This window comes from Dellaglioa algida (genome assembly GCF_030127605.1).
Taxonomy (GTDB): Bacteria; Bacillota; Bacilli; order Lactobacillales; family Lactobacillaceae; genus Dellaglioa; species Dellaglioa algida.
This window is the reverse complement of sequence record NZ_JANXLE010000001.1, coordinates 1-19,183: the sequence shown is the minus strand read 5'-3', so window position 1 is coordinate 19,183 and position 19,183 is coordinate 1. Positions and strand designations below refer to the sequence as shown.

Below are 19,183 nucleotides of genomic sequence, written 5' to 3'. Positions count from 1 at the left end.
TGGTGACATTACATCATCATTTTTTAGGTAGACGTTTAGAATAATGTTGTTACAGGTTGGTAAGGAACTTTAAGGCGAGAATTGGCTAAGTTAATCGTATAGATATCTGAATCATTGTTACGTAAAGTCATACCAAAGTCAGTTGCATAAATAACAAGTCCAAGTTGATGCCCTTTTTCAACTTGGTAGGCTGTTGGCTGTAAGTCAAACTCTACCGTATTAAAAGTGCCTGGAAGCACGGAATCATTTTGATAACGATTAGTTCTATTTTGGAGATTAATATGACCTTTTGAAATCATTTTCCAGGGTGTAGACGTTGCACTCTTAGTAAACTCAACTAAATCATCCTCGCGCCAATGAAATCCGGTGTCTAGGGATTTACGACCTAAAACAGTTGGTACTTCATTGAGTCGATTTGCTTCGCCATAGTCAATCAACATGCAGCTAATCAAGCCCTTTGTCTGCCCGGCAGAGACGGACAATTTAACGTGGGCGGAACCAGAAAGGAAGAGACGTTCGGTAAATGAATCTGTCACTAGCTGAACGCGATTTTCAGCCATATTTGTTTCTTTAGTTGAAATCAGGTCGCGTTCCCAAAGATTATTGTTTGTCACGTAGGCGTTAAAGATGTCATCTGGTAGGTCATCTTTAAAGGTAACTGATTGATGTTCATCCGAAGTGACCGATTGAGTCAGCTTATCTTGTTGGAAATGATAAGACTGTACAGGTGAATCTGAATCCGCCCAATCATCAAATGTATGCCAAGTTTCGGCATCTAAGTTATCTTGTATTGTGACGTTGGGAATAAGTGTCTCTGCACCATTTTCAACGTCATAAAGTTGATTAGATAACCAAAGGTTCATCATATCCGTAAAATCTAATGAGCGGAAATTATTAATATAAATATGTTTTCCTTGATGTAAAAACAATTTTTTTACGACCGGAGAGGGCCGTAATGCCTGCCAAAGTTGTTCCACTTGGCGTGGTTTGACGTTCCAATCATTTAAACCATGAACCATAATAATATTGGCTTTAATATTTTGAACTTGATTTAAGTAGTTACGCTCATCCCAGAATTGATTATAATTACCTGATTCACGATCTTGCCCTATTGCTAGCTTGTCCATAACTTCGCTAAAATAATTTTGAATAGTTGTATAGTCTGCGGCATCTTTTTTACGGCTTAAACAAAGTTCAGCCAGAACATCTGCGTCTTCTCCTTGACAAGCGGCTGGCGCGACAACTAATCCATTTTCACGATAATAGTCGTACCAACTTGAGATTGCTGCTTCAGAAATAATGGTTTTTAAACCGGAGACACCAGTAGTTGCTGCAGCAGTAGCGAGTGTTCCAAGGTAAGACTTACCAGTCATTGCAACGTTTCCGTTACTCCAAGTTGCTTTAATTGCGCGATTATCTGATTTATTTGTGAAAGCTTGGCGTTGACCCGTTAGCCATTCGATGATTGCCACAGTTGAAACCGTCTCCTCGACACTGCCACAAGTTCGAACGCCGTCTGACTCGCGAGTACCAATTCCGGCTGCGTAGACAACTGCGAATCCTCTGGCAAGCATATAATCGTTTAACGTATACGAAAATTCGCGACTAAAAGTTTGTTCTGTTTCGGTTGTTTCTGAAAGAACTGGTCGCGGATTGGGTAATTCAGGTTCTTGATAAGTAGAAGTGATATCTGCTTCGGATAAGTCTGTGACAGGTTTTTCTGCGAGTGGAATATCGACGTTATGCATGACTTCTGCTTCATCATTCGTACCTTGGTTATAAGGGCTTGCCGTGTATAAAACAGGCACTTTAAAACCTGAAGTAACAGTTGGTCTTAAAATTTCAGTTTTTAATAAATCACGTTGACCATCATGATCGGTATCTAGTGGTGCCTCAACATAAACGACTTCACGAATTAGTTTTGTGGTATCGAAAACAGGTTGCGCCTTGCCATTGAAAAAGAGTGGTTTGGCGTCTTCATAGAAAGAAACGAAGTAGCCTTTATTGGCTAATAGATCAGTGAAAACCTGACCGTTTTTTGTATGCGTTGTTAATAATAGATACCAAGCTGACCAAAAATCATCAACTGAGTTAATGATTTCAATAGAAGGTAATTGAATCTTAGTCATTGCCGTGAATGGGTCGTCAATTTTGAAATCAATGCCGACTTCAAATTCTAATAACTGCAATGCAATATTATAGAAGATAGTGGGCGTTAATTCATTTTTCATTGTAAAAAAATCATCAACTGAAGTCGAGTCAGTCGCGAGTAATGAATGATATTTTTGGTGTTTTGATCCGGCAGTTTGATAATCAAGGAAAACTTTATCGAGTGATTGCTCAAGTAAAAATGTCAGATTAGTTTCAGCATCTATGTAAAATTTCATGGCTTTGAGTTCTTTGATTTGTGTCTCAAAGGTAGGTGTATAGTTAGCGAATTGATTATTTTTCATTAGTCAGAAACTCCCTTTCAAAATTGATTGAACTATTAATTTAAGTATAACTTAAATTTAAATAAGGTTGAAATGATACGTTTCTATTGACAAAAAATAAGTAACTGAGTAAAGTCAAAGATATTAAGGTAATTAAAAAAGGAGAGTGTCTAATAGTGAGAAGGAAAGTCGCATTAATTTTGAGTATTATGGTTCTAGGGGTGTTGGCTGCTTGTGGGAAAACAACAACAAAAGTTGATAGTAGTTTAAACGTGGCTGTAACTGATCAGTTAGGCACTTTAGATTCAACTAAATACAGCGATACGTTTAGTGTTGAAGCTATTCAAAACGTTTATGAAGGTTTGTATACTTATAATCAAAAAAATAAACCAGTTTTGGCAGCGGCTAAAAGTGTCACGACAAATGACGCAAAAACAGTGTACACGTACAAATTACGAGATGAAAAATGGTCAAACGGAACGGCTGTGACGGCTAATGATTTTGTGTACGCATGGCAGAAATTGGCCAATCCTAAAACAGCATCACCTAATTCACAACGAATCGATATCCTAAAAAATGGTTATGACATTCGCAATGGAAAAATGGCTGTTAATAAATTAGGTGTTAAAGCAATTGATAAAACAACGTTAGAAGTTACGTTAGCACAACCAATTAGTTATTTGCCAGAAGTTTTAACGGGAGCGCCATTTGTACCTCAAAATGAAGCCTACGTTAAAAAACAAGGGGATAAATATGGAACAGATTCAAAACATATGATTGTGAATGGTCCTTATAAATTAACGGACTGGACGGGAACTAATAATAAATGGTCATATGTTAAAAATACAAATTACTGGAATGCTAAGTCAGTTAAATTAACTCAAGTTGATGTACAAGTTGTAAAAGACGGCGCAACAGCCGGTAAACTATATCAGACGGGTAAAATTGATTTTTCAATGTTAGCTAATGATTACGTTAAACAATATAAAAATGAAAAAGGCTTTGCAACCCGTAAAACACCATTAATTGGTTATTTAGGTTTTAATACGAAACGCGAAGCAACTGGTAACAAACACATTCGTAAGGCTCTTGCAATCGGGTTTAACAAGAGCTCCTTAGCAAGTAAAATTCTCAATGACGGTTCATCAGAGTTGAATGGAATTGTGCCAGCTAACTTTGTCTCGAACCCGGTTAACGGTAAAGATTACCGTAAAGAAGCTGGTGACTTGCTCGCTTTCAATAAAAAAGAAGCTAAAGCCGAATGGGAAAAGGGACTTAAAGAAATTGGTAAAAAAGACCTGACTATTGAAATTTTAGGTTCTGACACGCCAGAGGCCAAACAAGTGATTGAATACTTACAGGCACAACTAGAAAGTAACCTCCCAGGATTAACAATTAACGCCCGTAACATACCAATCAAATCACGTTTAGCAGCAACAACTGCGTACCAATTTGATGTTGTTTATGGGACGTGGACGCCAGATTACGCTGATCCAATTAACTTTATCAGTGATGGTGGTGCTTATCACTTGAGTACAGATTACAAAAACGCACAATATTTAAAAGACCTTGATCAAGCTAAGAATGACTTTGCAACGAATCCCACAAAACGTTGGGCTAGTTTGATTGATGCCGAAAAACAAATTGTTGGCGAAGATGCTTATATGGTACCTGTTTTCCAAGGAGCAATGGCTTACTTGTTAAACCCAGATATCGCTGGAATCCATATTAACCCATACGGAACAACATTGTTCTATCGTGATATGACGATTAAGTAGGACTAATTAAATTGAGAACTTAAGCTATTGGACAGTTAGTTCAATGACTTAAGTTCTTTTTTTGTAGAAAAACTGAAAAATATTATTTGGCTTTAGTGTTGTCACGTCACACCTTTTAGTACTCGTTATTGTAGCGAGAATAATTAAAGTTCTCCTTGTATGTAATTGGGTGTATTGGTTAAGTTGGTTGAGATAAATTTGTGAATAATAAGTTAATATGAGAAACTTATGGAGGTAAAAAAATACTTGGAGGGTATGGATAATAATGAAAAAAATAAAGTTAGGTATTTGGGGATTAGCATTGTTGTTAGTTTTGGTGGGGTGTTCAAATGGAAATTCAGAAGATACGAGTACTAGTAGTTCAGTTGTCAATTCGAAATCAACAAAAAAATCTGATTCAATAAGTAAAAAGGAATCAAGTAAGCTTGAAAGTAGTCGAGCGGAATCAATTAAAAAAATGAAAATTAAGTCAGAATCAATAAAAAATGAAAAAAGAAATTCTAGGAGAAATACTAGTGAGGGGACACTTACGGTTCAACAAATGAAAGATACCCCTGAACAATCAGCCATAGCAATTGCTTATTATGGTGCAGATCATGTTTGGAGTAACTTATCTGGCGAGATAACGGACGGATTCAATATTTCAATTGAATCGCCTGATTCCAGTATCGTTAAATACTATATCCAAAAAGGTGATAATCCTTATTATAGATTGTTAGGTGACGAACATAACACTGTTGATTATTACAATAATTCAGATAATGAGCTTCAAAAAGTAGGGATGTCTGAAATAGTTACGTACGTTAATCGAAAATTATCCGATGATGCTAGAAATAAAATAGTAAATAATGTGACTATTGGTGAAGGAACTGACACGCAAAAATCTAAAACAAGTTCTTCCACGAATGGAAAAGATTTATCGATTGAAGAAGCAGTAGATTTACTTAACAATAAGTTTAAATCTAAAATTTCTGGATTCGATATTCAAAGTTATTATGCGGGGACAATATCAGTTGTGGATGGCAGTAATCTCAAAATTCGGGACGGACACGATTCGGGAACATATGAAGCCTACGGTAATGGTGGTTGGCAGATAAGCATTGTTAATGGATCGGGTGGTGCAGTTCACGATTATTATATGGTTCCTGATCACGATAATCTAACAGTATCCGTTAAAGCCAAATATTCAAGGGCTTATGAAAAAGATACTATAGAAACTTCTACGATAACGCGTTAATAAATAATAGGTTGCAATGTGTATGAATATGAAGTAAAAAGAGTAGACCAACATTTACGAAGCGTTAATTTTGTAAATGTTGGTCTACTCTTTTTATTAAAGGACTAATAATGATGATCCATTTAGGCTGCCCGGTTAGCTTAATGACTCGTATATAGCAAATAATAAGGATAATCATTATGAAGTTGTTTAAAAGTACGGTTAAAGTAGCAGTCCGTCGGGCGAAATATCTGAACTATTTTAGTGATAAAAATAGTTCTAACCTAAAATAGTTATTTGAACAAATACGTGAAATTGGGTTCATAAGTTAAGTAGAAATTCATTCTTTAAGCTTCCTAACTTGTATTTTAAATGGAATTAATGTGAATAAGGCTAACCCTATGTCGAACTTTATCTGTAATAAAATGTTAAACTGGTAAAGTTAATATTTACTAAATAAATGAGGTGTAAACCAATGAAACAGCTATTTCATAAAAATCTTATCTTAATTTTAACGATTGTGATTGGTGGCTTACTTGTTCTAGGCGTTAAGTTTGATCAGGCATTATACTCGGATACTATCGTTAAAATAACGCAGGTTACGGATGATAAAACTGAGAAGGTCACCGATGAATTTGAAAATAAAGATACGCAAACCAAACAAAAAATATCGGGAATTGTGATGAACGGTAAGTATCAGAGCCAAAAAATTGTCTTACCAAATACATATTCTTCATCGCGAGCAAATGATCAAAAATATCAAAAGAATGATCAAGTATTCGTAACGGTTAATCCACATAAAAGCGGATTGACGGGTACCATAGATGGGTTTAAGCGAGATGTTGTCGTGGCCGTCTTAATTTGGGTTGCCGTCAGTATGTTGGTAGGATTTATGCAGATTAGTGGGATGATCGCTGTTTTAAGTATTGCTTTGAATATGGTCATCTTCTTTTTAGCTATTAAATTTGAAATTTTTGTTAATATTACGAATTTCTTTTGGATTTTTGCCGGAATCGCACTTATTTTTGCGGTGCTTACATTAAGTTTGGTGATTGGATTAAACCGGCAGATGTTGGTTACGCTGCTAGCGACGTTAACGGGGACTAGTTTGTCAGTTATTATCAGTGTAATTGTTTTAAGGTTAACGAATGATCAAGGGATGCACTACGAGGCTTTATCGTACGCTACCCAAGCGCCGAAGGAACTCTTCTTGGCAGCAACATTACTTGGGTCTCTGGGAGCTGTTATGGACGAATCAACGGATATTGTGGCGACACTCTTTCAATTGAAAGAGGAACAGCCAATGATTTCACCGAAGGAATTATTTAAATCTGGTCGTGAAGTAGGACAATCAATTATGGGGCCATTAATTAACGTTTTATTCTTAATTTTTATCGCTGATATTTTCCCACTGGCAGTTCTCTACTTTAGAACGACAAATACGATTGGATATACTTTCTCATGGACAATGGCCTTAGGTGTTGTCCAGACGCTCATCAGTGGAATTGGTATTGTGATTGCCATTCCGGTGGCAAGTTTCTTCGCTAGTCGCTTAATCAAAGGGGGTGACGCCTCATGATTACAATTGGATGGTTAAGTGCTATTTTATTTGGGTTAATGGTTATCATTGGTGGGATGAATGGTGTGCGTTCATTTTTAAGTTTATTCCTTAATTTTTTAATGTTATTTTTCACGATTATCTTAATTACGGGTGGATTTCCACCGGTTGTGGTGACCTTGATCAATGGCATAATCATTTTGGCAATTACAATTTTTCTGGGGGATGATAATACGCAAGTGACGGAGACTGCTTTTTATGCGTCATTAATTGTGCTTATTATCTTAGTGTTGTTAATTATCCCAGTTGAACATTTAGCGGTAGTTCAGGGATTTGGGGCAGAAGATAGTGAAGAAATAGAAGCCTTCTCCCTATTAGTAGGGGCCAATTTTATGCAAATTGCGATTTCAACGGCAATTTTTAGTACGTTAGGGGCCATTGCTGAAGGTGCGATTGCTATCTCTGCGGGACTTAATGAAATCGTCGAACAAACGCCAACAATTGACTTGAAAAAATTATACGCTGCTGGTATTAGTATCGGTAAACATATTATTGGAACAACCTTTAATACGTTGTTTTTTGGTTTTTTTGGTGGATTTTTAGCTTTATTTATTTTATTGGTACAAACACATGCAACATTTGCCGATATTATTAATGATAAAATTTTTGTTGCAGAATTAATTATGATTTTATTTTCTATCATAGGCGTTATTCTAGCGGTTCCAATCACAGCATGGGTTTTAATTCAAAAATTAAAACAAAGAAAATAATTGAAATGGCTTTAAGATTATGTGTATAATTAAAGAATACTAATAAAGGGGGAGTCAAAATTGAATTATAAAAATTATATTGCTGAATTTATCGGCACATTTTTCTTGGTATTAATTGGTACAGGGGCAGTTACAATAGGTAACGGTAGCCCGGTTGCCATCGCACTTGCATTTGGATTAGCTATTGTTTTGATGGCTTATGCTATCGGACCTGTTTCAGGTGGACATATGAATCCTGCCGTTTCATTGGCAATGTACATCAATAAACGGATGTCATTAACAGATATGTTCGGTTACTGGTTTAGCCAAGTTTTAGGTGCAATCGTTGCATCTAGCGTGGTTAAAATGATTATTGCATCAATGACAGATACATCAAAGGTTCCTGATGGTTTTGGTTCAAATAGTTACGCAACCATTTCTGGTGGTATGGCATTTTTCGTTGAAGCCTTATTCTCATTCTTATTCATCTTAGTTATCTTGATGGTTACGAGTAAAAAATTTGGTAACAGTAATATTGCTGGGTTTGTCATTGGGTTAACATTGACAGTGCTTATCTTTGTTGGTCTACCACTTACAGGGGTTTCAGTTAACCCTGCTCGTAGTATCGGACCTGCACTTTACGCAGCTGGCGATGCACTTTCACAACTTTGGGTATTTATTCTTGCACCATTAGTTGGTGGTGCACTTGCTGCATTCGCAGCAAAATACATTTTCAACAGTGAAGAAGCTTAATTTTAACTAAGTGAATTATAGGCAGTGAATTCCATTAAGGGATTTGCTGCTTTTTATTTTTAATGTATGTTATGGTTAAGATAGATAATGATAAGTGAGAGGGGAAATAATGGCATTTTTAGGAACAATTTGTTTGGTATTAGTAGCAACATCAGTTGCGGGACATTTGAGCACGCGGATTGGTGTGCCTAGCGTAATTGGACAGTTATTGGTTGGGGTTTTACTTGGACCAGCAATGTTAAACTGGGTTCATTCAGATCATTTATTTGCGATGTTTGCGGAAATTGGTGTGATTATCTTGATGTTCATGGCAGGATTAGAGAGTGATTTAGATTTATTAAAAAAATATTTAAAACCGGCTTTATCAGTCGCAACTTTAGGTGTCGTTTTCCCTATTATTGCTGTTTACTATTTCGGTCGGATTTATCATTTTGGATTTGAATCTGCCTTATTTTTAGGTGTCATATTTGCAGCCACTTCAGTTAGTATTTCAGTTGAAGTCTTAAAGGAACTGAAACGGTTAGATTCAAAAGAAGGTGCAACGATTTTAGGTGCCGCGGTTGTTGATGATATTTTGGCGGTCGTTATTTTGAGTGTTCTGGTTAGTGTTTTCGGCAATATTACAAGTACCGGAGAAAGCGCACAGTCTAATATCTGGGTCGGTTTCTTGTTAGAATTTATTTACTTTATTGGTATTTTAATTTTGTTCAAATGGGTAGCACCTTTCTTAATGAAGATAAGTGAACGATTATTGGTTGGATCGTCAGTGACCATTATGTCATTGGTTATCTGTTTAGGGATGGCTTACTTAGCAGATTTAGTTGGGTTAAGTGCAGTTGTTGGTGCTTTCTTCGCCGGAATTGCAGTTGCACAAACACCATATAAGAAAGAAATTGATGCCAATATTGAACCAATTGGCTATGCCGTATTTATTCCCATGTTTTTCACAAGTATTGGTTTAAATATGTCATTTGACGGATTTATTAAAAATATTTGGTTCATCGTTATCTTAACAATCTTAGCCGTTCTTACAAAATTACTCGGTGGAGGATTGGGTGCGAGATTACTCGGATTTGATTTTAATAGTGCCTATGTCATTGGTGCGGGAATGATTTCTCGTGGTGAAATGGCGTTGATTATTGTGCAAATTGGGTATACCGCTCACCTGTTATCGACAGAATATTATTCTGCGGTTATTATGGTGATTATTATCTCGACAATTTTAGCACCATTTATGTTGAAACATGCTATTGGGCGACAACAAATGGGTGATTAATAAATGAAACTATTGATGAACAGGCCATGTGCCGATTCATCAATAGTTTTTTATTTTTAAAATAACCAATAAATATCGCTATTCTGGTCTATTCATTTTATAATGGAATGGATACTTGAAAGGGGAGGATAAAATGGTGAAACAATTATTAATTGCGCAGGATTTATCCAGCGTTGGTGGTGTCTCATTGGGCATTGCCGTGCCTGTACTGGCCAGCTATCATCAGCGAACGACAATCTTACCAACAATGTTGTTAAGTAGTCATACGGGCGGTTTTGGCGTACCAGTGAAGTCAGATACTTCACCTTTGATCCAATCCTTTAAAAAGCAGTGGGCAACAATTCCTATCCAATTTACTGGTGCCTATCTTGGTTATTTAGGTACGATAGAAAGTATTAAAGCTATGGGAAGTTTGTTGGCCGAATTATCTGATGATGAAAAAATGACGACTATTGATCCAGTCATGGCTGATCATGGGCATTTGTATTCGGGAATGACCACTGACTATGTAAATGAATTACGAATGTTATGTTTAGCGCAAGCAGATTTAATCTTACCTAATCTAACGGAGGCCTACTTGTTGGCTGAACTAGATTATCAAGAAAACCCTAGTGAACTAGAGGTAGATCAGTTATTAAAACAATTATTAAAAAAATTAAATTTAAAAGCAGTTGTTATTACGGGCGTTACTAATCAGCAAAATAAAATTGGTGTTGCATTTAGGACAGTGGGTAATGAATCTGGTTGGGTATTGAAAGAAAAGCGGGAGCAACATTATTTTGGTACAGGAGATTTATTGGCCAGTTGTGTGGTGGGTGAGTTAATGACGGGTAAGGCATTAGAAGAGGCCCTGAGATTCGCGGTTGAGGTCACATGGAAGGCAATGAGTGTTTCTGATAAAGAAGCACTTGATGGAAGATTAGGCGTTAATTTTATGAGTATTTTACCTGATATTAATCGAAGGATGGGGAAATGAAATGAGAAATGAGCGATTAAGAAAAATTATTTTAGCAGGTCTGTTTGCGGCAATTATTTATATCGGTATTTCAGTGTTTAGAATTCCGATTCCTGCCATGGTTGGGAAACCATTCATTCATTTTGGGAATTCATTGGCAGCACTAGCCGTCATTTTTTTAGGGTTTAGTTATGGGACCATTGCGGGCGCAATTGGCCTGGGCTTATTTGATATCCTGAACGGATACGCAGATACATCGTACTTTACAATTCTGGAAGTCATTGTCATTGCCTTATTGATGACAGGTGCGATGAAGTTATTAAAAAATTATCATGGTCAATATTGGATTGTAATCATTGCTGCGACTGCCGGAATTGGTAAAATTGGGACCTCATATCTGGTTTCGATTGGCGAGGCAATGATTAAAGGAGTGAGTTTTAACGTTGCGATTGTTCAAGCATTTTTGAGCTTGCCAGCTACGGTGATTAATTCAATTTCGACAATCGTTATTGTTAGTTTATTATACGTGCCCATTAAAAAGTTAATGACGCGATTTAACCGCTAAAAAAGACCAAATAAAAAAGGGTTGATGTGCGTGAGCTCACATTTACCCTCTATACAAGTTGTCCAGATTGAACGTATTTCATTTCTGATGATAAGTTGGAAACGGCTGTTTCGATTGTTACCCCAGAACCTGAAATGGCTGGATTATTTTTTGAACTAGCGATAAAGATTTGTTTCTCAGTGTCTAAAGAAACTGTGTACCAGTTCTTACTAAATGTTCCAAATTTCATAAGTTTGTATCCTCCATGTTTCTATATACTACTACCTTGAAAGCGCATTCTTTTTTCTCTGGTAGAAGGTTAGTATAGTACGTACAGAAAATGAATGCAAGACATTTGTTTTAGATTAATTAAAAATAATAAAGGAATGATTTAATGCAAAAAAGAATCTTCGTCATTACGGGAGCTCCGGGGACTGGTAAAACAACAATTAGAGACTATCTAACAGAACATTTCAATGCTAAAAAAGTCATTACGCATACAACGAGACAACCGAGAGATAATGAAAAAAATGGTCGTGATTATTATTTTGAATCAAATGAAACGTTCTTTAATTTTCACTATTTAGAACATGTCGAGTATGATCGCCATTACTATGGATCCTCAAGAGAAGCCATAGATGTTGCTTGGTCAGACTCTGAAAATGCAACAATTGTGCTGGATACGGCGGGCGCAATTACGTATTCAACGGAACTACCAAAGGAGACTGTTATTTTATATTTATGTGTGTCCGATACACAGATATTAAAAGATCGGTTAACTAAGCGTGGTGACACCGCTAAAAATCGTAGTTTAAGACTGGATTCGGGTGAAGCTAAACGAGATATGGAGTTACCGACAGACCTCGAAGGAATCGCGCACATTATTATTAATGATGACTTAAATGATGCGAAGAAACAGATTAATGTATTGATTGCATCACTGGATAAGGGCTGATTGCTTTTTTTATCTGATATGGTATCCTTTTTAAAGAGTAATCATTATTGTTTAGAAATGGAGATCAAACTTTTGACAGAATTAATTGACGATGCTTTGAATATTTTAAAAGAAAATAAATATAAAATAACGAAACAAAGAAAGAGTTTATTAACGTATCTAAGTCAATATGAGGAATCTTACGTAGATGTGACCGTTGTAGACGACTATATGAGAAATCAATACCCGGGGATGAGTCACAATACTATCTATCGCAACATTAAAGAATTTAAAGAAATGGGACTAGTTGAACAACGAATGAATGGTGAACGTGCCTGCGTAAAATATCAATGTGATTTTAGTCATAAACATCATCACCATTTTATTTGTACATCTTGTAGTAAAGTTGTTGAACTAGATAGTTGTCCACTGGGGTATTTTGAAAATCAGTTACCCGGCTATAAAATTGAAGAACATAAATTTGAATTGCATGGAATTTGCGATGAGTGCCAAGAAAAATTAGTGAAAAGTTAAGAATATCTTCGAATAAAATTCAACAGCATATGGTTTAATGGAAGAAGTATAAAATTGGAGTGAGAGTTAATGGCTTATAGAATGCCACCATTTATTACGCCTTTTGCAATTGTTTCAATAGTACTTGCATTAGGTGCGACGAACGTTGTTGTGAATAAAACGACGAATACAAATGAAGGGGCAACGGTCTCTTCAACAGTGTCATCATCTTCGTCTATGCCGAAGGTAGATGGCAATTCGAGCTCTAAAAAAGTAGAAACCTCTTCTGAAACCAGTTCGGAGGTATCCTCATCTTCGGCGGAAAGCGTGGAGTCGGAATCAAGCAGCTCGAGTGTTGCCAAAGAATCGTCGTCAAAGGCGGAAAGTACAAGCGCTGATGACACGACTAATGAGAGCAGCGCTTCTTCGAACGCGGACGATACCGTGACTACAGATAAGGCAAGCGCGGCAACAAGCAGCAGTGTAAAGGATAAGAAAAGTGTAACGCCTGCGCAAGCAAGTACAACGGCGGCGGGTACTGATTAAAGATTGGAGGTCAAGAGATGTTTAGTTTATTAGATTTAGCAAATCATTACTTGGGTTTTTTTAACGTTAATTTAAAATTAAAAAATAGAATCTATACTATTTTAGGTTTTCTTGGTAACTGGTATCTATTGTATGTGGCATCACGTTATTTCATTAATGGGTATTACCTTCGTGGTAGTTTATTTATTCTAATTTTTCTGGTATTACTATATTTTGTTGGATTAAATATGCTTTACTACTTTACTAACAAAACCACTAAATTTGATCCATCCCCAAAAATTGAAAAATTATTGGGTGGGCCACCTAAACAAGCCACTGAAGGTGGTGAACGTCGTCGGATGCAACCTGGTTACGTCCAAACGAACGGGCTATTTGATTCAAAAATTATGATGCCAGCGACGATAAAATCGAGTAGGGATGAGAAACTAGCTGTTCAACAAATTGCGAGCCAAATGAAGCAAGTTGATTATTCTGCTTTCGATTATGACGGGTTATCGGATGATGCTATTATGAAAGAAATTCAAAGTACAGGTAAGCCAATATCTGAATTAACGCAACCTGTGGCCTTTCCTTTTTTTGAATTAAAAATAGAAAATGGAAAAATGAATGTTTATGCCGGAATGAACCAAATGGATCAACAAGTGATTGGGCACCTGACACATGTGGGCCTGTCTGATATTGAGACAGCTAAGGGCCAGTATGATATTTATCTGGCGACTGCAACTTTATCCGGTGGTAATCGGAAAATTGCGGGACGTTCGTCGGTTATTGAAGAAATGCATAAATTCCACGTTAAAATTCAAATTGCCTACAAAGAAAAAGAAAATTAGTAGAAAAGCGGTAGCAAAAATACTTTGCTGTCGCTTTTTTTTGCGGTTATATGGTACATTTAAAAAATGCTGAAATTAAAAGTTCATTTGAAAGTTGATTTGGTAGTATAATTAAAGTATCACAAAAAAAGAATAAGAGAGTTATGAGAAGGGGATTAAGCATATGGCAATGATCGAATTTAAAAATGTGGAGAAATATTATGACAAATTTCACGCATTGAAGAACATCAACTTGAAAGTTGAAGCGGGCGAAGTAGTTGTTATTATTGGGCCATCTGGATCGGGGAAAAGTACGTTAATCAGGACGATTAACGGCTTGGAACAAGTTAACGAAGGTCAGCTATTGGTTACAAACTTTGATTTAGCAGACAAAAAAACAAATATCGATAAGATCAGAAAAAATGTTGGTATGGTTTTCCAACATTTCAACTTATACGAAAATAAGACTGTTCTTGAAAATATTATGCTTGCACCACGCTTAGTTTTAAAACGAGATGAAGCTGAAAATAAAAAAATTGCATTGGACTTATTGGAAACAGTTGGTCTTGCTGATAAAGCACAATCATATCCTAGAATGTTATCTGGTGGACAATCACAACGAATTGCCATTGCACGTAGTTTAGCCATGAAACCTAAGGCACTATTATTTGATGAACCAACATCTGCATTGGATCCAGAAACGATTGATGATGTTTTAAAAGTTATGAAAGATATCGCGAAAAATGAAGGAATCACAATGATTGTTGTTACTCATGAAATGGGATTTGCTCGTGAAGTCGCTGATCGTGTTGTTTTCATGGCGGATGGTCAAATTCTCGAAGATGATACAACGGCAGAATTTTTCGATAATCCAAAAGAAGAGCGTGCAAAAAAATTCTTGAGTAAAATTATTAAACATTAGAGGAACTCAAGACTGTGAGAGTGGGGATTAAATAATGAAACAATTTAAAAAGATCAGTTTATTGTTTATGAGTTTAATTATGGTATTAGTTATTGCGGGCTGTGGCTCAAAAAATAAAGCTGATATCTTAACGACGGCTAAAGAAACAAAAACAATTAACTGGGGCGTTAAGGCAGATACAAAATTATTTGGTTTAATGAATATTAAAACGGGCAAAACTCAAGGATTTGATATTGACATCGCTGATGCCGTTACGAAGAAGATACTAGGTAAAGATGCAACGGCTAATTTTGTTCAAGTAACAAGTAAAACAAGAATACCGCTCCTAAAAAATGGTAATATTGATGCAATTATCGCAACAATGTCGATTTCTAAAGATCGTGAGAAGCAAGTTGATTTCTCAAACCCTTATTTTGCCGCTGGACAATCGATTTTAGTTAAGAAAGAAAGTTCGATTAAGTCCGTGAAAGATGTAAATAAGGACGGTATGATTGTGTTAGGTGTTAAAGGGTCGACTTCAGTGATTAACATGAAGAAGTATGCACCAAAAGCAGAAGTATTAGAACTTGATGACTATGCGCAAGCATTGACAGCACTGAAATCTGGACAGGGTGATGCTTTGACAACCGATAATGGTATTTTATATGGGATGGTTAAAGAAAACCCGGATTTTTCCGTTGTTGGTGGTACGTTTACGCATGAGCCTTACGGAATCGCAATTGATAAGGGTCAAGATAAATTCAAAAATCAAATCAATAAAGCACTTGCTGAAATGCGTGCCGATGGTACTTATGAAAAGTTATTAAATAAATGGTTTGGCGATATTCCAGGCTTTAGCGTGAAGGAGGCGAGTCAACAATGATTACAATTTTTACGGAGAACTGGCAAGCACTACTAACAGGACTCGGTTATACGTTATTTTCAAGTATCCTTGCGCTATTTTTTAGTTTGATAATTGGTTCTTTTTTCGCGATTTTAGAAGAAATGCCCTACCGAATTTTAAAAATCATTGCGCGCATTTATATCGAAGTCTTTAGAAATATTCCATTATTGGTTGTGGCGATGTTCTTCTACGTTGTCGTACCCATGTACGTCACAAATATAAATGGGTTTACAGCTGGGACAATTGGATTAACGATTTATACGTCTGCTTTTATTGCGGAGACAGTCCGGGCAGGAATTCAAGCCGTAGACCCAGGACAAATGGAAGGTGCTCGCTCAAATGGATTAACATTTATGCAGGCAATGTTCCATATTATTTTACCCCAAGCATTTAAATACGTTATTCCACCTCTAGGAAATCAATTCATTAACTTAGTAAAAAACTCATCAGTTTTAGCTTTCGTTGCTGGATTTGATTTGATGTATCAGGGTGATATTATTGCGTCAACGACGTTTGATACGATTAATACATACATTATTATTGGGGTTTTGTATTTAATTATTACAATGCCATTGAGTTATTACATGAGACATTTAGAAAAGAAATTAAGTTAAAGGGGGTCTAGAAAATTATGTCAGATTTTATTGCAGCATATAGTTGGGAAAATATTCGTTACCTGCTACAGGGGTTGTTAGTTACAATCGAAGTTTCAGTTATTTCAATTATTTTTAGTTTTATTATTGGCGCTATTCTAGGCCTGACACGTTATATTAAAGTAAAACGTTTATCAGCAATCGTTGGATTTGTGATCGATTTAATTCGTAATTTACCTTTACTTTTAATATTATTTTTCGTCTACTTTGGTTTAGCTAATGTCGGTATTCGACTATCAATATTCTGGTCAGCAACGCTGGCAATGACAGTGTTTGAATCGGCAATGTTGGCAGAAATTATTCGAAGTGGAATTCAAGCAGTTGAACCCGGTCAAATGGAGGGCGCTCGTGCAAATGGGTTAACTTATTGGCAAGGGTTACGAGTGATTGTTTTACCTCAGGCCTTGAAGAAAATGATTCCACCTTTAGTTAGTCAATTTATTTCATTAATTAAAGATACATCATTGGCAACAATTATCGTTTTACCAGAGTTGTTGTATCATGCTCAGTTAGTATACGGTCAAAATACTAATTATGTGATTCCTATGTTCGTCGCCCTAGCAGTGATGTATTTTGTCGTATGTTATGCACTATCATTGGTTTCAAGATACTTAGAAAGACGATTGGCTAGATAAAAATAGTAATGAATTGAAAATACAGCTAAAATTTAATATTTTAGCTGTATTTTTTTATTTGTATAACTAAAGAAAACGTTTTATTTGACAAATTAATAATAGTTTAGTTATGATTAATATAGATAAAAAATAATAGCTATATTTTTATTAATTAAATAATATGTAAGAAAGGCTTGGTGTAATTATGAAATTATACATAAAAAAATTAAACGTGAACGGTTCTTATTGGATTGAAGGGATTTCTAATCACCATTTAAATTTGAGTCTTTCAATTGTTGAAAAAGTAAAAGCGGCAAGAGACCCAACATAACGTTTCATATAAAAAATATTATGTAGAAAGAACTGTTTAACTAATCCCCCCATTCATAAAAGAAACGAGGAGAGCAGGATGACAATTCATACGGGAAAATATAAAAAATACTTAATTTTAGGCTTGATAAGTGGTGGCATGCTTATGAGTCCAATGGTAAGCCCAGTTAAGGCAAACAGATTAGATCAGCTTGTTGAACGAAGCGATGTTAATCAGGGATTAATTCAAAATAGTTTAATTAGTCCTTTAATTTTAGAATCAAAATCAGTAAGAGGCGGTGCGATTGTAACACCAGCAAATTTTTTGAACTATTTTAATTTACAAGGTGATGCAAGTTACAATCAGCAAACTGGCGTCGTGACGTTGACCCAGGATTTAACTCATGAAGTTGGAAATATGACGCTGAAGTCAAAAATTAACATTGAGCAAAGTTTTTCTTTATCGGGATTAGTTAACATTGGGAATAAAACTCAAAAAAAAGGTGGAGCGGATGGTATTGGTGTTGGGTTTCTTGACGGTGATCCAGGTCTAGTTGGGGACGATGGCGGGGCAATCGGACTTGGTGGATTGCCCAGATCGTTTGGATGGAAAGCAGATACTTTTTTTAACGCAAAAGCGGAAAGATTCTTATCAGATCCGAGGCAGTTCCAAGGATCTCCTAACATCAACGTGAGTGGACAAGGTAATGCCTTTGGTGCCTTTATGAGGGCTGACGAAATCGGAATTGTTGAAACATATGATGGAACCGGTAATGCCGCCGCTCAAAAAATAACGGAGCCGGCGGGGAATACTTTTAAAGATTTCTTAATGGAATATGATGGACAGACACACATGATGACCGTCAAATATGATGGGAAAATATGGGAAAGAAATATTTTGGACTGGGAAACAAATAAAAATTATGCATTCTTTTTATCGGCGTCAACAGGTAATTTTACGAACTTACAACAATTTAAACTTAAAGAATTTAAATATGATGCAGTAGGGGTCGCAAAGGTACGTTACGTTGATGACTCAGATGGTGAAAATGAAATTATTGATGCGGAAAATTTTGAAGGTCAAGTTGGAACGACAGAAAATATTAAAAATAAAATTGATGCTTCTAATGCAAAAATATTAGGAATGAATAAAGGATATTCGTTAACAAATGTGACTAAGAGTGCTGATACGGCATATACGGATAATGGCGATTTGACGTATGCTTTAGAACAGGGCGAAATTGTTGTTCATTACGCACGTCAAAAAGCCGCACCTGTTACGGTAAAATATGTTGACACAAAAGGAAATGTGCTGAAACCAGAAATTATTTTACAAGACAAATATGGTGAAACGTATACAACTGAACAAAAAGACATTGCTGGCTGGGTGTTTAAAGAAATAAAAGGTACGGCAAATGGAACCTATAATGAAACGTCACAAGAGGTGTCTTATGTGTATCAAAAAGAAGAAGCTGCGCCTATTACGGTTAATTATGTTGATATTAATGGGACTAAAATCACGGGATCTGATACGTTAAATGGTAGAGTTGATGATCAGTATGCAACAATTGCTAAAAATGTTGAAGGGTGGGTGCTAAAAGCGACTCCATCTAATGCAACTGGTAAATTTAGCAAAACGGCTCAAACAATTACGTACGTGTATGAAAGAGCAGAAGCAGCGAAGATCACGGTCAACTATGTTGACGAAAAAGGCAATAACTTAAGTGATCCCGTAGTAT

Annotated in this window: 20 protein-coding genes; 18 read left to right on the top strand and 2 right to left on the bottom strand. The window is 36.1% G+C overall.

The genetic code is table 11. The features are described from left to right. Positions 1-35 precede the first annotated feature (35 nt). Complete coding sequence (locus N0K73_RS00100) at positions 36-2,453, bottom strand: Xaa-Pro dipeptidyl-peptidase (protein WP_112250698.1); 2,418 nt, start codon at positions 2,451-2,453, stop codon at positions 36-38. 155 nt (positions 2,454-2,608) lie between these two features. Here N0K73_RS00100 and N0K73_RS00095 point away from each other — a divergent pair, with 155 nt between their 5' ends. From N0K73_RS00095 to N0K73_RS00060, 8 genes are all read left to right on the top strand, one after another. After that, positions 2,609-4,210, top strand: a complete 1,602-nt coding sequence (locus N0K73_RS00095) for a peptide ABC transporter substrate-binding protein (protein WP_225416498.1) — start codon at positions 2,609-2,611, stop codon at positions 4,208-4,210. Positions 4,211-4,475: 265 nt separating this feature from the next. Further along, positions 4,476-5,447: a hypothetical protein gene (locus N0K73_RS00090; protein WP_112250696.1), complete on the top strand. Its 972-nt coding sequence runs from the start codon at positions 4,476-4,478 to the stop codon at positions 5,445-5,447. A 454-nt stretch (positions 5,448-5,901) separates the two neighbouring features. Beyond that, on the top strand, positions 5,902-7,005 hold the full coding sequence (locus tag N0K73_RS00085) for a YibE/F family protein (protein WP_112250694.1): 1,104 nt from the start codon (positions 5,902-5,904) through the stop codon (positions 7,003-7,005). Further along, positions 7,002-7,754: a YibE/F family protein gene (locus N0K73_RS00080; protein ID WP_112250693.1), complete on the top strand. Its 753-nt coding sequence runs from the start codon at positions 7,002-7,004 to the stop codon at positions 7,752-7,754. Before N0K73_RS00085 ends, N0K73_RS00080 begins: the two co-directional genes overlap by 4 nt. Positions 7,755-7,814: 60 nt before the next feature. Further along, the gene (locus tag N0K73_RS00075; RefSeq protein ID WP_112250691.1) at positions 7,815-8,486 is read left to right on the top strand and encodes an MIP/aquaporin family protein; all 672 of its coding nucleotides are present in this window, start codon (positions 7,815-7,817) and stop codon (positions 8,484-8,486) included. Positions 8,487-8,595: 109 nt separating this feature from the next. Then, positions 8,596-9,762 (top strand): cation:proton antiporter, encoded by a 1,167-nt coding sequence (locus N0K73_RS00070; protein ID WP_112250689.1) that lies wholly within the window; start codon positions 8,596-8,598, stop codon positions 9,760-9,762. A gap of 133 nt (positions 9,763-9,895) precedes the next feature. Then, entirely contained in the window at positions 9,896-10,738 is an 843-nt protein-coding gene (locus N0K73_RS00065) for a bifunctional hydroxymethylpyrimidine kinase/phosphomethylpyrimidine kinase (RefSeq protein WP_112250685.1), read from the top strand. Between the two features lies 1 nt (position 10,739). Then, positions 10,740-11,282 (top strand): ECF transporter S component, encoded by a 543-nt coding sequence (locus N0K73_RS00060; protein WP_112250683.1) that lies wholly within the window; start codon positions 10,740-10,742, stop codon positions 11,280-11,282. Between the two features lie 49 nt (positions 11,283-11,331). Here N0K73_RS00060 and N0K73_RS00055 read toward each other — a convergent pair whose 3' ends face one another. Further along, positions 11,332-11,511 (bottom strand): hypothetical protein, encoded by a 180-nt coding sequence (locus N0K73_RS00055; protein ID WP_057973958.1) that lies wholly within the window; start codon positions 11,509-11,511, stop codon positions 11,332-11,334. A gap of 144 nt (positions 11,512-11,655) precedes the next feature. Here N0K73_RS00055 and N0K73_RS00050 point away from each other — a divergent pair, with 144 nt between their 5' ends. The 10 genes from N0K73_RS00050 to N0K73_RS00005 form a co-directional block, all read left to right on the top strand. Beyond that, the gene (locus tag N0K73_RS00050) at positions 11,656-12,216 is read left to right on the top strand and encodes a guanylate kinase (RefSeq protein WP_112250681.1); all 561 of its coding nucleotides are present in this window, start codon (positions 11,656-11,658) and stop codon (positions 12,214-12,216) included. A gap of 72 nt (positions 12,217-12,288) precedes the next feature. Continuing rightward, positions 12,289-12,729 carry a Fur family transcriptional regulator gene (locus N0K73_RS00045; RefSeq protein WP_404825130.1) on the top strand — a complete coding sequence of 147 codons (441 nt, stop codon included), beginning with the start codon at positions 12,289-12,291 and terminating at the stop codon, positions 12,727-12,729. A gap of 69 nt (positions 12,730-12,798) precedes the next feature. Then, the gene (locus N0K73_RS00040; protein WP_284068584.1) at positions 12,799-13,254 is read left to right on the top strand and encodes a hypothetical protein; all 456 of its coding nucleotides are present in this window, start codon (positions 12,799-12,801) and stop codon (positions 13,252-13,254) included. Positions 13,255-13,271: 17 nt separating this feature from the next. Continuing rightward, entirely contained in the window at positions 13,272-14,084 is an 813-nt protein-coding gene (locus N0K73_RS00035; protein WP_083478949.1) for a DUF6681 family protein, read from the top strand. A gap of 163 nt (positions 14,085-14,247) precedes the next feature. Then, positions 14,248-14,985, top strand: a complete 738-nt coding sequence (locus N0K73_RS00030; protein ID WP_057973955.1) for an amino acid ABC transporter ATP-binding protein — start codon at positions 14,248-14,250, stop codon at positions 14,983-14,985. Positions 14,986-15,019: 34 nt separating this feature from the next. Further along, positions 15,020-15,847: a transporter substrate-binding domain-containing protein gene (locus N0K73_RS00025; protein ID WP_057973954.1), complete on the top strand. Its 828-nt coding sequence runs from the start codon at positions 15,020-15,022 to the stop codon at positions 15,845-15,847. Beyond that, positions 15,844-16,482 carry an amino acid ABC transporter permease gene (locus N0K73_RS00020; RefSeq protein ID WP_057973953.1) on the top strand — a complete coding sequence of 213 codons (639 nt, stop codon included), beginning with the start codon at positions 15,844-15,846 and terminating at the stop codon, positions 16,480-16,482. The genes N0K73_RS00025 and N0K73_RS00020 overlap by 4 nt, the downstream gene beginning before the upstream one ends. 17 nt (positions 16,483-16,499) lie before the next feature. Beyond that, positions 16,500-17,156 carry an amino acid ABC transporter permease gene (locus N0K73_RS00015; protein ID WP_057973952.1) on the top strand — a complete coding sequence of 219 codons (657 nt, stop codon included), beginning with the start codon at positions 16,500-16,502 and terminating at the stop codon, positions 17,154-17,156. Between the two features lie 184 nt (positions 17,157-17,340). Next, positions 17,341-17,466 (top strand): hypothetical protein, encoded by a 126-nt coding sequence (locus tag N0K73_RS00010; protein ID WP_263852796.1) that lies wholly within the window; start codon positions 17,341-17,343, stop codon positions 17,464-17,466. Positions 17,467-17,544: 78 nt separating this feature from the next. After that, positions 17,545-19,183, top strand: a 1,639-nt coding sequence (locus N0K73_RS00005) for a lectin-like domain-containing protein (protein ID WP_284063890.1), incomplete at its 3' end; no start/stop codon positions are given.